Origin of the sequence: Streptomyces sp. LaPpAH-108, assembly GCF_000373625.1 — a bacterium.
GTDB lineage: Bacteria > Actinomycetota > Actinomycetes > Streptomycetales > Streptomycetaceae > Streptomyces.
Map to the genome: position 1 here is coordinate 20,331 of NZ_KB891998.1, position 14,705 is coordinate 35,035.

Consider the following 14,705-nt stretch of genomic DNA (forward strand, 5'->3'; position numbering starts at 1 on the left):
GGGAGTGACACGGTGATGGGCACGGCGGAGCGGCGCGAGGCGCCCGAGAAGAGCGTGGCGGTGCGCTCGGCGCCCGCGCGGGACCGAAAGGTGCCCGGTCAGGCGGGCGGGACGCACGAGTACGCGGACGAACGCACCCGGGAGTACGCGGCGCGGGAACGCCCCGGCCGGTACGGCGAGGGCGTGCGGCCCGCGTACCGGCCGCTGTGGGTGGAGGAGCCCGCCCGGCGGCGTCGGCTGCCCGACCCGGTGCGTACGTCGGCGGTGCGGGCGGTGCTGCTGATCTCGGTGACGCTGATCCAGGCGATGGTGGCGTTCCTGTGCACGATGGCGGGGTCCTGGCTGGCCTTCCCCATGGTGATCAGCAGCGTGGTGAGCACGGTGGTGGCGACCTGGTCGGTGGTCGACGTGTGGGTGACCCGCCAGGTGTGGAACCAGCGGTACGGCGTGGTGTCCGAGCCCAGCAGCACGGCGCGGTCGCTGCGCCGGGAGCGGCGGGCGGCGCGGCGGCGTGAGCGGGCCGCGCGGCGCGACCAGGAGCGGATACCCGGGCGGGGCGCCGCGGGGCTGTCCCACTCGTAGGAACGCTCGGGCTCGTAGGAACGCTCGGGCTCGTAGGAACGCTCGGGCTCGGAGTGGCCGGGAGCGCTCAGAGGCCGGCCGGTGCGGCCTCCTTCGCCTCCCGCTTCTCCTCCCGGCCGAGTTCCCGGCGGGCGCGGGTGAACTCTTTCGGCCGGTCCACGGCGAGGACGGCGACGGTGCGGCCGTCGCGTTCGTAGCGGGCCAGGAAGCCGTCCGGTCCGGGGGCGCCGTCGGCGAGGGTGCCCTCCGTGACGCGGACGGTGTCGCCGTCGCGGCGGCTGCCCGCGAACTGCAGCCGGGAGCCGTACTGCTCGGACCAGAAGTACGGCACCGGGCGGCCGGTCTCCCGGGTGTGCCCGGCGAGCAGACTGGCGACGGCCGTCCGGGGCTGGAGTGTCGCGGCGGTCCAGTGCTCGGAGCGGACCCCGTCGACGCGGGCCACGTCACCGGCCGCGACCACCTGGGGCAGCCGGGTCGCACCGCCCGTGTCGCAGAGCACGCCGTCGCGCAGCGGCAGTCCCGAGCCCGCGAGCCAGTCGGTGTTGGGGGTCGCGCCGATGCCGGTGACGACGAGGTCGGCGGGGAGGGTGCGGCCGTCGGCGAGGTCCACGGCGGTGACCGCACGGGTGCCGCGCAGTGCGGCCACGCCCGTGCCGGTGAGCAACCGGACCCCGGCCCCGCGATGCAGTGCCGCGCAGACGGCGGCCAGCTCGGGCCCGAGCTGGGGCAGCAGCGGGAGCGGAGCCGCCTCCACGACGGTGACCTCATGGCCGAGTACGGCGCAGGAGGAGGCCGTCTCGGCGCCGATGAAGCCCCCGCCGATGACGACGACCCGGCGCGGGCCGCCGGTGAGCGCGGTGCGCAGGGCGCGGGCGTCGTCCAGGGTGCGCAGGGTGTGAACGCCGGTGGGTACGGGACCGGGCAGGCGGCGGGCGCGGGCCCCGGTGGCGATGACGACGCCGTCGGTGGTGAGGGTGCGGCCGGTGTGGAGCCGGACCGTGCGGGTGCGGGGGTCGAGTCCGGTCGCCCGGACGCCGAGCAGCCACTCGGCGTCGAGCGCGGCCCGGTCCTCGGCATCGGTGAGGGCGAGGCGGGACTCGTCGGCGCGGCCGGTGAGGAAGTCCTTGGACAGGGGCGGGCGGTCGTAGGGGCGGTGGGGTTCGTCGCCGACGACCACCAGCCGTCCGTCGAAGCCCTGGGCGCGCAGTTCCCGGGCGGCGTACAGCCCGGCGAGACAGGCGCCGACGACGGTCACGGTCCTCATGCGGCGGTGCCCTCCCACGCGGTGAGGTGGACATGGACCACGCCGTCCTCCACGGTGACGCGGTGGGTGCGCACGGGCCGCCGTGCGGGGAGGCAGGTCGGCTCGCCCGTGCGCAGATCGAAGGAGGCGGCGTGCAGCGGGCATTCGACCAGGCAGCCCTCCAGCCAGCCCTCGGAGAGGGAGGCGTCCTGATGGGTGCAGGTGTCGTCGATGGCGTACAGCTCGCCGTCGTCGGTGCGGAACACGGCGACCGGTGGGGTGGTCGCGATACGGACGGACTCGCCCTCGGGAAGGTCATCGAGGCGGCAGACGGGAATCACGGGCCCCCCTCAACGGGAACACGGAAGCGGAGAGACGGAGCTTGAGAGACGAAGCTGGGGAGACGGAGCGTGAGAGATGGAGCCGAGCCGGAGAAACCGAGCTGGAGAAACCGGGCCGAAGGAGCCGGGCCGAGCGGACCGAGCCGCGGAGAACGGGCAGCCGGAACCCTTCCGGGAAACGGACTCTTCGGTAACATGATGTTTCGTATGGCGCACGTTGCTGCGCTGTGCGCAACAGAATCCGCGCGGGAGGACCGTCGCGTCAAGGGCTTCCCGCAGATGCGGCCCGAACCGGGCCGGGCGATGGGGAGAGTTGAGCCATGAGCCGCACGCAGAAGCGGTCCGGCCGCGACGGGGCGACCACGGCGGAGGCGAGCGCTCGGGAGGGCGGCGGGGGCCGGGGCAGCGCCGGGGCGGTGCAGTCGGTGGACCGCGCGGTGAGCGTGCTGGAGATCCTGGCCCGGCACGGGGAGGCGGGCGTCACTGAGATCGCCGACGAGCTGGACGTGCACAAGTCCACGGCGTTCCGGCTGCTCGGTGTCCTGGAGAACCGGGGCCTGGTGACCCAGGCGAAGGACCGGGGCAAGTACTACCTCGGCGCCGGGGTGCTGCGCCTGGCCGGGGCGGCGGCCGTGCGCCTCGACATCTCGCAGGAGGGCGTCCCGGTCTGCCGTGAGGTGGCGGACGAGCTGGGCGAGACGGTCAACATCGCGGTCCTGGACGACGACGCGGCCGTCAACATCATGCAGGCCCGGGGCACCGCCTCGGTGACCGCGCAGAACTGGCTCGGCAGACGCAGCCCGCTGCACGCCACCTCCAGCGGCAAGGTGCTGCTCGCCCATATGCCGCCCACCTTGCGCGAGGGTCAACTCGCCCGCCCGCTGCACCGGTTCACCGAACGCACGGTCACCGGCGCCGCGATGCTGCGGGCGGAGCTGGAGGCGGTCGTGGAGCAGGGCTACGCCATGACGGTCGAGGAGCTGGAGCTGGGCCTGGCCGCGGTGGCCGCGCCGGTCCACTCGCACGACGGCACGGTGATCGCGGCGATCACCGTGTCGGGGCCGGTGTACCGGCTGAACGCGGACCGGCTGCCGGAGGTGGCGAAGCGGACGGTGGCGGCGGGCGCCGAGTTGTCCCGCCGGATGGGGTACGGCTTCTGACGTAGCGTCGGTTCATCTCGTCGGCACCCGCGCGGGGCACGGTCTTCCGGCCCCGCGCGGTCGTGTGTCCGGCAGATTTCGGCCGTCGGATTCCTTTTGCCAAGGGTTAACGCGCGCCCCTTGACGGCCCCGTGACGGCGTTCTCACTATGTTCCCCATCGCGCAACCCATCGTGCACTGCGCAACAGGAGAGGAGCCTGTCGTGCCACACGAGGTGACGCCCCGCGTGGTCGTCGTCGGGGCCGGGATCGTCGGCTGTTCCCTCGCGGACGAGCTGACCGCGCGCGGCTGGACGGACGTCACCGTGCTGGACCAGGGTCCGCTGCCCGCGCCGGGCGGGTCGACCTCCCACGCGCCGGGGCTCGTCTTCCGCACCGGTCCTTCGCGGACGCTGACGCGGTTCGCCGCGTACACCGTCGAGAAGTTCTCCTCGCTCGACGTGGGCGGGGTGCCCTGCTTCGAGCCGGTCGGCGGTCTGGAGCTGGCCACCACTCCGGAGCGGCTGGCCGACCTGCATCGCCGGGCCGGGTTCGCCGCCTCCTGGGGCGTGCCGGGCGAGGTGGTGAGCGCGGCCCGCTGCAAGGAACTGTGGCCGCTGCTCGACGAGTCGGTGGTGCTCGGCGGCTTCCACACCCCCGGCGACGGGCTGGCCCGCGCGGTGCTCGCGTGCCGTGCGCAGCTGGACCGGGCGGTCGCGCGGGGCGCCCGCTTCCTGGACCGGCACACGGTGACGGGTGTCGAGCGCGCGGACGGCCGGGTGACCGGTGTACACACCGACCGGGGCTTCTTCGCGGCCGATCACGTCGTCTCGGCGGCCGGGTTCTGGGGTCCGGTCGTCGGCCGGATGGCCGGGGTCGACGTGCCGCTGCAGCCGCTGGCGCACCAGTACGCCCGGACCCGGCCGCTGCCCGAGCTGAGCGGGGCGACCGCCGAGGCGACGCGGCCGATCCTGCGCTTCCAGGACGCCGACCTGTACTTCCGTGAGCACGGCGACCGGATCGGCATCGGCTCGTACGCGCACCGGCCGCTGCCCGTGGACCCGTTCGCGGTGCCGCCGTACGACGAGGCGCGGGCGGCGGGCCGGGAGATGCCGTCCTCGTACCCGTTCACCGAGGAGGACTGGGCGCCGAGCTGGGCGGAGTGCCGGCGGCTGCTGCCCGCGCTGCGCAAGGCGGAGATCGAGAGCGGGTTCAACGGGGTGTTCTCCTTCACCCCGGACGGGATGCCGGTGCTCGGGGAGTCCCGTGAACTGCGCGGGTTCTGGCTGGCCGAGGCGGTGTGGGTGACGCACTCGGCCGGGGTGGCGCGGGCGGTGGCCGAGTGGATGGTGAACGGGCGCCCGTCGATCGACGTGCACGACTGCGATGTCACGCGATTCGAGGAAGCGCAGCGTTCACAGGCGTACGTCCGTGAACGCGGTTCACAGCAGTTCATCGAGGTGTACGACGTCATCCACCCGCTCCAGCCGATGGAGCGGCCACGGCCGCTGCGCGTGAGCCCCTTCTACCCACGCCAGCAGGAGCTGGGCGCGTACTTCCTGGAGGGCGGCGGCTGGGAGCGCCCGCACTGGTACGAGGCGAACGCCCCGCTCGTGGCGGACCTCGGGGACGTTCCGGCGCGCGACGCCTGGTCCGCCCGCCACTGGTCCCCCGTCGCCGCCGCCGAGGCCCGCGCCACCCGGGAGCGCGTCGCCCTCTACGACATGACCCCGCTGCGCCGCCTGGAGGTCACCGGCCCCGGCGCGCTCGCCTTCCTGGACCGCATGACCAGCAACAACCTCCGCAAGAAGCCCGGCGCGGTCACCTACACCCTGCTCCTGGACGAGTCCGGCGGCATCCGCTCCGACCTGACCGTCGCCCGCCTGGGCCCCGAGCACTTCCAGGTCGGCGCCAACTCCCCCGCCGACCTCGACCACCTGCTCCGCCAGGCGCCCGGCACCCTCCACATCCGGGACATCACCTCCGGCACCTGCTGCGTCGGCGTCTGGGGCCCGCTCGCCCGTGACCTGGTCCAGCCGCTGACCGGTGACGACTTCTCCCACGAGGGCTTCGGCTACTTCCGTGCCAAGCGGACCCACCTCGGACACGTGCCGGTCACGGCGCTGCGGCTGAGCTATGTGGGGGAACTCGGCTGGGAGCTGTACACGACCGCCGACCTGGGGCTCAGGCTCTGGGACACGCTGTGGGAGGCGGGCCGCGGCCTCGGGGTGATCGCCGCGGGCCGCTCCGCCTTCGACTCGCTGCGGCTGGAGAAGGGCTACCGCGCCTGGGGCACCGACATGACCGCCGAAGACACCCCCTACGAGGCGGGCCTCGGCTTCGCGGTCCGCATGGACAAGGAGCACTTCACCGGGCAGGAGGCCCTGCGCACCCGGCCGGAACCCACCCGCGCGCTGACCCCGCTGCTGCTCGACGACCCGGCCGCCGTGGTCCTCGGCAAGGAGCCGGTGCACCTGGACGGCGTCCCGGCCGGGTACGTGACCAGCGCGGGCTACGGCTACACGCTGGGCCGGTGTGTCGCCTACGCCTGGCTGCCGACCGGGCTCGCCCCGGGCACCGGCGTGCACATCGAGTACTTCGGCGAGAAGCTTCCGGCGACGGTGACCGAGGAGCCGCTGTTCGACCCCGGGATGACCCGCATCCGCCGCTGACCGGCCCCGCCACACCGGCCGACCGCGCCACGGGCCGCCCCCGCCACGGGCCCGCCCCACCACCGGCCGACCCCGCCACCGCCTCGCCGACCCGTCCCCCTCAGGAGGTCCGCACCGTGTCCCCCGCTCACGACGTGATCGTCATCGGCCTCGGCGGCATGGGCAGCGCCGCCGCCCGTCACCTGTCCGCGCGCGGCGCCCGCGTGCTCGGCCTGGAGAAGTTCGGCCCCGCGCACAACCGGGGCTCCAGCCACGGCGGTTCGCGCATCACCCGGCAGTCGTACTTCGAGGACCCGGCGTACGTGCCACTGCTGCAGCGCGCCTACGAGCTGTACGAGGACGTGGAGCGGGCCACCGGGAGGGAGATCGCGACCCTGTGCGGCGGTGTGATGGTCGGACCGCCCGACTCGCGCACCGTCGCCGGTTCCCTGCGCTCGGCCACCGAGTGGGACCTGCCCCACGAGCTGCTGGACGCCAAGGAGATCCGCCGCCGCTTCCCGACCCTGAACCCGCACGACGACGAGGTGGCGCTGTACGAGGCGAAGGCGGGCCTGGTCCGCCCCGAGACCATGGTCTCCGCCCACCTCGAACTGGCCGCCGGGCAGGGCGCCGACCTGCGCTTCGAGGAGCCGGTGCTGAGCTGGGAGCCGTACGGGGACGGCGTACGCGTCCACACCGCGCGCGAGTCGTACACGGCCGGGCAGCTCGTCATCTGCCCCGGCGCGTGGGCGCCCCAACTGCTGGCCGATATCGGCGTGCCGGTCACCGTGGAGCGGCAGGTCATGTACTGGTTCCAGCCGAAGGGCGGCACGGAGCCGTTCGTGCCGGAGCGGCATCCCGTCTACATCTGGGAGGACGCGCGGGGCGTCCAGGTGTACGGCTTCCCGGCCATCGACGGGCCCCGACTCGGCGCCAAGGTCGCCTTCTTCAGGAAGGGCCAGGTCACCACCCCGGAGACCATCGACCGGACCGTGCACGAGCACGAGGTGCAGGCCATGGCGGACCACATGTCCCGCTGCATCCCCGATCTGCCGGGCACCTTCCTCAAGGCCGCGACCTGCATGTACTCCAACACGCCCGACGAACACTTCGTGATCGCCCGCCATCCCGCACACCCCGGGTCGGTCACCGTGGCCTGCGGGTTCTCCGGGCACGGCTTCAAGTTCGTGCCGGTCGTCGGCGAGATCCTGGCCGACCTGGCGCTGACCGGCGAGACCGCGCACCCGATCGGCCTGTTCGACCCCGCTCGCTTCGCTGCCACCCCGGACCCAGGAGACCGCCCGTGACGACGACCCCGATCTCCCCGGCGGGCCCGCTCCCGCCGAGCCTCGTCGCCACCCTCCCCGGCGGCCATTACACCGATCCGGAGATCTTCCGGCGCGAGCAGGCGGCCCTGTTCGAGTCTCTGTGGATGTGCGTGGTGCGGGCCGCCGACCTGGACCGGCCCGGCGCGTTCCGCACCGTCCAGGTGGGCCGCGAGAGCGTCGTCGTCACCCGGAGCCGCACCGGCGAGCTGCGGGCCTTCCTCAATGTGTGCCGCCACCGGGGCGCCCGGCTGTGCGTGGAGGAGTCGGGGCAGGTGCGCCGGAACCTCCAATGCCCGTACCACGCCTGGACGTACGACCTGGAAGGGCGCCTGATCGCCGCGCCGAACCTGGTGAAGATGCCGGACGTGGACCGCGACCGGTACGGCCTGGTCAAGGTGGCCCTGCGCGAATGGCTCGGCTACGCCTGGGTGTGTCTGGCCGACGACCCGCCCTCCTTCGAGGACACCGTGGTCCACGCGGCCGTCGAACGGCTCGGTGACCGGGCCGCCGTCGAGCACTACGGCACCGAGCGGCTGGCCCTCGGCAAGCGCGTCACCTACGACGTGAAGGCCAACTGGAAGCTGATCGTCGAGAACTTCATGGAGTGCTACCACTGCGCCACGATCCACCCCGAACTCACCGAGGTGCTGCCGGAGTTCGCGGAGGGGTACGCGGCGCAGTACTACGTGGGCCACGGCGCGGAGTTCGGCACCGGCATCGAGGGTTTCACGGTGGACGGCAGCGCGGGCTTCGGCAAACTCCCCGAGGTGAGCGCGGACCAGGACCGCCGCTACTACGCGATCACGGTCAAGCCGACGGTGTTCGTGAACCTCGTGCCCGACCACGTCATCCTGCACCGCATGTTCCCGCTGGCCGAGGACCGCACGGTGGTGGAGTGCGACTGGCTGTACGCGCCGGAGGTGGTGGCGTCGGGGGCGGACATCTCGAAGTCGGTGGAGCTGTTCCACCGGGTCAACGAGCAGGACTTCGCGGCGTGCGAGCGCACTCAACCGGCGATGTCCTCCCGCGCCTACCGGGCGGGCGGGGTGCTGGTGCCCAGCGAGCACCACATCGGCGGCTTCCATGCGTGGCTGCTGGCCGCGCTGGACAACAACTCCCGTGACTGAAAACCGAATTCACGGGTAGCCGCCACCCGCCCCTCCACTCCCAGGCCCCTCAGGAGTCCACTCGATGACCACCACCGAGCCGTCGCCCGGTTCGCACCACCACGACGACACCGAGCTGGCCGAGTTCGGCTACCGGCCCGAACTCAAGCGCACGCTGGGCAACTTCCACACCTTCGCCGCCGGGATCAGCTACATCTCCATCCTGACCGGCACCTTCCAGCTGTTCTACTTCGGCTACGGCAGCGGCGGTCCGGCGTACTGGTGGTCGTGGCCGATGGTGTTCCTGGGCCAGTTCGCGGTCGCCCTGTGCTTCGCGGAGCTGGCCGCCCGGCATCCGGTGGCGGGCTCGGTCTACAACTGGTCGAAGAAGATAGGCAATCGGCACCTGGGCTGGCTCGCCGGGTGGATGATGCTGATCGCCTCCATCGTGTCCATCGCGGCGGTCGCCCTCGCCTATCAGCTGACGCTCCCTCAGATCTCGTCCGCCTTCCAGTTCGTGGGCGACGGCACGGGCACCTACGACGTGGCGACCAACGCGGTGGTCCTGGCTGCCGTGCTGATCCTGTTCACCACGCTGGTCAACGCCTTCGGGGTGCGGCTGATGGCCACGATCAACGCGGCGGGCGTGTTCATCGAGCTGATCGCGAGCGTGGTGCTGATCATCGCGTTCGCCGTACACATCACGCGCGGCCCGGGGGTCGTGCTGCACACGAACGGCACCGGCTCCGGCCACAGCGCCGGATACCTCGGCGCCTTCCTGGTGGCCTCGCTGGCGTCGGCGTACGTCATGTACGGCTTCGACACGGCGGCCTCGCTCGGCGAGGAGTCGCTGAACCCCTCGCGCAACGCCCCGCGCGCCATCGTCCGCGCGGTGGTCGCCTCCTTCGTGCTCGGCGGGCTGGTGCTGCTCCTCGCGCTGATGAGCGTGTCGAGCCTGAAGGGCGACAAGCTGTCCACGGACGGGCTTCAGTACGTGGTGCTCGACGTGCTCGGGCCGACGGCGGGCAAGGCGATGCTGTGGTGCGTGCTGATCGCGGTCACGGTGTGCGCGCTCGCGGTGCACACGGCGGCGATCCGGCTGGCCTTCGCGATGGCCCGCGACAACAACCTGCCCGGCTCCGCACTGCTGGCCCGGGTGAGCCCGCGCTTCCGCACCCCGGTGCTGCCCGCCGTGCTCATCGGGGTCCTCGCGCTGGCGATCCTGGTGGTCAACATCCGTCAGCCGCAGATCTTCACGGTGGTCACCAGCATCGGCATCGTCATGATCTACCTCGCCTATCTGGGCGTCACCGCGCCGATGCTGATCGCGCGGCTGCGCGGGAAGTGGCGTCCGGCGGCGGACGGCAAGTTCTCGCTCGGCCGCTGGGGGCTGTTCGTCAACATCGTCGCGGTGCTGTGGGGCGCGGGCATGACGCTCAACCTGCTCTGGCCGCGCGCCGCGGTCTACAACGCGACCGCGCCGTACCACTGGTATCTGCGCTGGGGCGCGGTGCTGTTCGTGGCCGTGATCGCCGGGGGCGGCTTCGCCTACTACTGGTGCGTCCAGCGCCACCGCACCGGGGTGCTCGCCGGGCACCGGCTGGAGGAGTCCGCACCGGAAACGGCGCTGGACGCCCCGGCCGGCGACTGAACTCCGTCCGCGGACCGTCGTGGTCGGCCGGGCGGCCCCCTCAGGAAGCCGCCCCGGCCGGCCGCTTGAACATCCGCGTCGCCGTGATCTCGCTGTGCGCCTCCCCCGCCTGCGGCGGCTGCGGCAGCCCCGGCCGAAGGTGCTCCTCCACGCTGATGTACTTCAGCCCGGCCCGCAGGTCGGCGTCGTTCCGCAGCCGGATGACCAACGGGAACTCCGCCAGCGCCGTGGTGTCGAAGAGGCCCGTGGTGTAGAGCAGCTGCACACCCAGCGCGTCGGAGACGGCCCGCTGAAGCTCCAGCAGATACGTCGCGTTGGCGCGCCCGATCGGATTGTCCAGGAACAGCGTGCCCGCGTGCCGGTGCTTGTCGCGGCCCCGGTCGTTGGAGCGGAGCGCGGCCATCGTGCAGTAGAGGGCGATGGCTGCGGTGAGGAGCTGGCCGCCGGAGAAGACGTCGCCCATCTGCCCGACGGGGACGCGCTCGGCGCGCAGGACGGCGTCCGGCTTGAGGATCTCGACCGCGATGCCCTTCGACTGGAGGGCGGCGCCGACGCCGCGCAGGAGGAGGGACATGCCGTCGCGGCGCAGGTCGGAGTTCTTCTTGACGGCGGCGCGGGTGGCGTCGTCGATGACCTCGCCGAGGCGTTCGGTCAGCGTCGCCTGGTCGGGTTCCTCGAAGCGGATGCGCAGGAACTCCTGGCCCGACCACTCGCCCAGGCCCTCGGGCAGCCGGGAGAGCCGCTGGGCGGAGCGGAGGGTGGCCAGCGAGGTCTCCACCAGGCCGCGCAGCCGGTCCACGATGGAGTCGCGGTTGCGTTCCAGCTGGGCGAGTTCGTCGGTGAGGACGCGCAGCCGGGGTGCGAAGGCGTCGGCCCACTTCTGGGCGTGCTCGGGCAGCGCGGCGGCGGGCAGTTCGCGGATCTGCTGCCGGGCCGGGGTGCGGACCTGCTCGTAGCGGGTGGAGTTGGCGTGCCGGACCAGGATGTCGCTCGCCTCGCGGACGGCGGCGTCGGCGGCGGAGAGGTCGGCGGCGCAGCCGCGCAGGGAGCGGCGGGTCTCGGCGGCGGCCTGGCGGGCCTCGTCCAGAGTGCCGGGGTAGGGCTCGGGGTTCTCCGGCTCGTCCTCGGGGGTGGTCTGCTCGCGCAGCAGGTCGCGGAGCATGGCGGCGATCTCGTCGAACCCGGCGGCCCCGTCCTCGGCGGCGCGGTGGGCCTGGAGGAGTTCGGCGTGGGCGTCGCGGGCCTCGGTCAACGCCTCGACGCGGGAGGCGAGTTCGGCCGTGGCGGTGCGCAGCAGGGCCTGGGCGTGCTCGGCGTCGCGCGGGACCAGGTCCTCGGGCAGCTCGGTGTGGGCGTCGCCGTCCTCGGGGGCGTGCCGTTCGGCCTCGCCGCGCAGTCGGCCGAGCTGTTCGCTCGCGGTCGACATGCGGGTCTCCAGGAGCTGGACCAGTTCCTCGGCACGGGCGGCGGCGGCCTGCCGGGAGGGGCCGTCGGAGCCGTCCGGGGAGGTCAGGAGCAGTTCGGCGCGGGTGCGGACCTTGTTGCTGAGCCGGTCGAGGTCGGTGCGGGCGGCGCTCTCGTCGCTCTCGGCGCGGGCCTGTTCGGCGCGCAGGTCGGCGCCGACACCGACCTTCTCGTAGACCTGGGAGGCGGCCCGGTACGCCTCGCGCAGCGCGGGCAGCGACGCCTCGGGGGCGCCGTCCGTGTCCTCGGGCACGTCGTCGGGGGCACCGGCGATCTCGGCGCGCTCGGCGCGCAGGGCGCGGGCGGTGCGGCGGGCGTCGTCGGCGGCGCGCTGGGCGGCGCGGCGGTCCTCGTCGGCGGCGCGGGCGCGCTCCAGGCAGGACTGGGTGCGGGCCTCGGACTCGGCGGCCTCGTCGGCCAGTTCGCGCAGCTTGAGCTGCCATCCGGCGCGCTCGCGCAGCCGGTGGGCGAGTCCGGCGAGGGCGTCGGCGGCGCGGCGGGCGCGCTGGGCGGCCTCCTGCCGCTCGTCGCGCAGCTGGACGGCCTCGGCGGCGCTCTCGTCGGCCTCGGCGCGCACCGCGCGGGCCTCGGCGAGTTCGGCCTCGGTCTCCTCGGCGAAGGCGCGGGCCTCGGCGGCGGTCCCGGCGAGTTCGGTGAGGCGTCCGGCGGGGCAGCCGGTGCGCCAGGAGGAGAGGCGGGCGGCCAGCTCGCGGTCCTTGCCGAGGCGGGCGGCGAGGGTGCGGATCTCCTCGTCGCGGGCGGCGGCGCGGGCACGCAGGGCCTGGCGCTCCTCGTCGGCGGCGAACTCGTCGTGCATGGCCGGGTTCGGCGGGACCAGGAACACGTCGCCGGGCGTCGCGTCGGCGGCCGGGGCGGGCGCGAGCAGCGCGGCGGCGGTGCCGACGGCGACGGCGGAGCGCGGCAGCAGCGCGGCCTCGCCCAGGGCCTCGCGGGCGCGGGCGTGGGTGTCGGGGTCGGTGATGATGACGCCGTCGACCAGTTCGGGACGGGTGGCGAGCACGCGCGCGTGGTCGGCGGGGTCGACGGACTGGGCGAGGTAGCGCCAGCCGGGCAGCGCCGGGATGCCGTGCTCGCCCAGGAACTCCACGGTGGCCAGGACGTCGGGTCCGGGCGGCAGCAGGCCGCCGTCGCCGAGGGCGGCGAGGATGCGGGTGTCGTCGGCGGCTGCGGTGCGCAGCTCGAACAGGCTGCGCTCGGCGGCGGAGACGGCGTCGTCGAGGAGGGACTTCAGCTCGTCGGCGTACCGGTCGAGTCCGTCGACGTCGAGCGGGCTCTCGCTGTCGTCGTGGGGGTCCTCGTCGGCGGCGCGCTGCGCGGGTACGGCGGCGCGGGCGGTGGGCAGGCCGAGCAGTTCCGCGAGGCGGTCCTCGGCGGCCAGGGCCTCGGCCAGGCGGCGTTCGGCCTGGTGGGCGCGGTCGGCGGCGGTCGCGGCGTCGGCGGCGCGGGCGGCGGTCAGTTCGGCGCGGGACTCGACGGCGGCGGCCTCGCGGGCGCGCTCGACGGCGGCGCGGGCGGCCTCGCGGGCCTCGTCCCAGGCGGCCACGGTGGTCTTCTCGGCGTCGCTCGCGGCGAGCGCGGCGCGGGCCGGGTCGGCGTCCGGGGCGCTGTCGTCCAGCCAGCCCGCGCGGACGGCCTCGGCCGTCTCCTGCTCGACCTCTTCGAGGCGCTGGCGCAGATGTCCGGCCTCGCTGCGGGCGCGCTGTGCCTCGGTGGCGGCGGTGGTGGAGTCGCGGTAGGCGCCGTCACCGACCTCCTGGAGGGCGGCGGAGCGCTCCTCCTCCTCGTTGGCGAGGGATTCGGCGCGGTCGGCTGCGGCGTGCAGGGCGCGTACGAGGTCGACGGCGGCCTTGGCGCGGGCGGCAAGCGCGGGGGCCGCGTCGCGTTCGGCCTCCTGGATCGCGGCGGACACGCGGGCGACACGGTCGGCGGCGGCGCGGTGGCGCAGGACGGCCTCGGCGGCCTGCCAGGCGGAGTACAGGGTGCGGGCGTCAGCCAGTTCGCGCTTCTGCGCGGCGGCGGACTTCTCCGCGGCGGCGAGCGCCAACGAGGCGTGCCGGTAGGCCAGTTCGGCCGCGACCAGGGAGCTGCGCTCGCGGGCGCCCTCGGAGTGGGTGACGGTGTAGGCGGCGGCCGTGACCCGCTGGGCGAGGTCGGCGGCGCGGACCCGCTCGAGTACGGCGCGTGCGGAGAGTTTCCGGGCCAGGGTGCGGGTGCGGCGCTCGGCGCCGGTGTGGACCTCGCGGGCGCGGGCACGGGCGTCGGCGGAGTCCACGATGCGGCCCAGCAGGTCGACGGAGCCCGCAGTGAAGTCGCGCTCCGCGATGAGTTCGGCGCGGCGGCCCAGCTTGTTGCCGAAGCCGCTGACCAGATCCGCGAGGCCGTCGGTGTCCCGGGTGTCGGTGACGGCGCGCAGCAGCAGGTCGGTGAAGTCGGAGTCCTTCTTGACCGCGAAGAGACCGGCGGCCTCGCCCTCGTCGGCGTTCATCTCCCGCTGGTAGCGGAAGAGTTCGGGGTCGAGACCCAGCTCACCGAGGTGTTCGGTCCAGCGCTCATGGATCTCCTCCCAGTGGACCTCCAGGTGCGGGTAGTTCTTGCCGGCCTCGGTGAGGGCGTCGCGGAAGCCCTTCATGGTGCGGCGACGGCCCTGCGCGCCGGAGGCGCCCTCGACGGGCGGCCGTACGGCGGTGGACTCGGCCACCGGCAGGTTGTCCAGGCTGAGCCCGGGCCCGGGCCGGAAGGAGTACCAGGCTTCCGCGAACTTGCGCGGGTCGTTGGACACCTGACGGCCGCGCCACTCGCTGGCCTTGCCGACGACCACGCACTCGCCGGTCAGCACGTGCTGCCACTCCAGGGCGACATGGCCGCAGTCGTCGGCGAGCAGGAACTTGCGCAGCACGCCGGAGCTGGCGCCGCCGAGGGTGTTGCGGTGGCCCGGCAGCATGACCGAGAAGATCAGCTTCAGCAGGACGGACTTGCCGCCGCCGTTCTCCAGGAACAGCACGCCCGCGGGCGCGGGGCGGCGCGGCGGTCCGACCGGCTCCTCCTCGAAGAACTCCGCCTGGGTGGGCGCCGGGTCGGGCACGGGGGCGCCCACGCCGCGCATGTCGAGCACGGTGTCGGCGTAGCGCGCGCCGGCGGGCCCGATGGAGTAGAGGCGGACGCGGGACAGCTCGTACATGG

The 14,705-nt window shown here is 73.8% G+C and carries 9 protein-coding genes; 6 read left to right on the top strand and 3 right to left on the bottom strand.

Annotated features, from left to right (window positions below; genetic code table 11):
- Nucleotides 1–15: 15 nt before the first annotated feature.
- The gene (locus B079_RS0126765) at nucleotides 16–582 is read left to right on the top strand and encodes a hypothetical protein (protein WP_018548929.1); all 567 of its coding nucleotides are present in this window, start codon (nucleotides 16–18) and stop codon (nucleotides 580–582) included.
- A 67-nt stretch (nucleotides 583–649) separates the two neighbouring features.
- Here the strand turns inward: B079_RS0126765 and B079_RS0126770 are convergent, their stop codons facing one another.
- The gene (locus tag B079_RS0126770) at nucleotides 650–1,846 is read right to left on the bottom strand and encodes an NAD(P)/FAD-dependent oxidoreductase (RefSeq protein ID WP_199779976.1); all 1,197 of its coding nucleotides are present in this window, start codon (nucleotides 1,844–1,846) and stop codon (nucleotides 650–652) included.
- Entirely contained in the window at nucleotides 1,843–2,166 is a 324-nt protein-coding gene (locus B079_RS0126775) for a bifunctional 3-phenylpropionate/cinnamic acid dioxygenase ferredoxin subunit (protein WP_018548931.1), read from the bottom strand. The genes B079_RS0126770 and B079_RS0126775 overlap by 4 nt, the downstream gene beginning before the upstream one ends.
- A 320-nt stretch (nucleotides 2,167–2,486) precedes the next feature.
- Here B079_RS0126775 and B079_RS0126780 point away from each other — a divergent pair, with 320 nt between their 5' ends.
- From B079_RS0126780 to B079_RS0126800, 5 genes are all read left to right on the top strand, one after another.
- Complete coding sequence (locus tag B079_RS0126780) at nucleotides 2,487–3,326, top strand: IclR family transcriptional regulator domain-containing protein (RefSeq protein ID WP_018548932.1); 840 nt, start codon at nucleotides 2,487–2,489, stop codon at nucleotides 3,324–3,326.
- Nucleotides 3,327–3,528: 202 nt separating this feature from the next.
- The gene (locus B079_RS0126785) at nucleotides 3,529–5,976 is read left to right on the top strand and encodes a GcvT family protein (RefSeq protein WP_018548933.1); all 2,448 of its coding nucleotides are present in this window, start codon (nucleotides 3,529–3,531) and stop codon (nucleotides 5,974–5,976) included.
- A 116-nt stretch (nucleotides 5,977–6,092) separates the two neighbouring features.
- The gene (gene solA / locus B079_RS0126790; protein WP_018548934.1) at nucleotides 6,093–7,262 is read left to right on the top strand and encodes an N-methyl-L-tryptophan oxidase; all 1,170 of its coding nucleotides are present in this window, start codon (nucleotides 6,093–6,095) and stop codon (nucleotides 7,260–7,262) included.
- Nucleotides 7,259–8,410, top strand: a complete 1,152-nt coding sequence (locus tag B079_RS0126795; RefSeq protein WP_018548935.1) for an aromatic ring-hydroxylating oxygenase subunit alpha — start codon at nucleotides 7,259–7,261, stop codon at nucleotides 8,408–8,410. Before solA ends, B079_RS0126795 begins: the two co-directional genes overlap by 4 nt.
- A 64-nt stretch (nucleotides 8,411–8,474) precedes the next feature.
- Nucleotides 8,475–10,040, top strand: coding sequence for an APC family permease (locus tag B079_RS0126800; protein WP_018548936.1), 1,566 nt, complete (start codon nucleotides 8,475–8,477; stop codon nucleotides 10,038–10,040).
- Nucleotides 10,041–10,080: 40 nt separating this feature from the next.
- Here the strand turns inward: B079_RS0126800 and B079_RS0126805 are convergent, their stop codons facing one another.
- A complete protein-coding gene (locus B079_RS0126805) occupies nucleotides 10,081–14,703 on the bottom strand; it encodes a hypothetical protein (RefSeq protein ID WP_018548937.1) in 4,623 nt (1,540 codons plus the stop codon).
- Nucleotides 14,704–14,705 lie beyond the last annotated feature (2 nt).

What these genes read in the sequence shown, in the direction of transcription:
- B079_RS0126800 (WP_018548936.1), top strand. Translation starts at nt 8,475, where the DNA reads ATGACCACCACCGAGCCGTCGCCCGGTTCGCACCACCACGACGACACC.
- B079_RS0126780 (WP_018548932.1), top strand. Translation starts at nt 2,487, where the DNA reads ATGAGCCGCACGCAGAAGCGGTCCGGCCGCGACGGGGCGACCACGGCG.
- B079_RS0126765 (WP_018548929.1), top strand. Translation starts at nt 16, where the DNA reads ATGGGCACGGCGGAGCGGCGCGAGGCGCCCGAGAAGAGCGTGGCGGTG.
- B079_RS0126770 (WP_199779976.1), bottom strand. Translation starts at nt 1,846, where the DNA reads ATGAGGACCGTGACCGTCGTCGGCGCCTGTCTCGCCGGGCTGTACGCC.
- B079_RS0126805 (WP_018548937.1), bottom strand. Translation starts at nt 14,703, where the DNA reads ATGTACGAGCTGTCCCGCGTCCGCCTCTACTCCATCGGGCCCGCCGGC.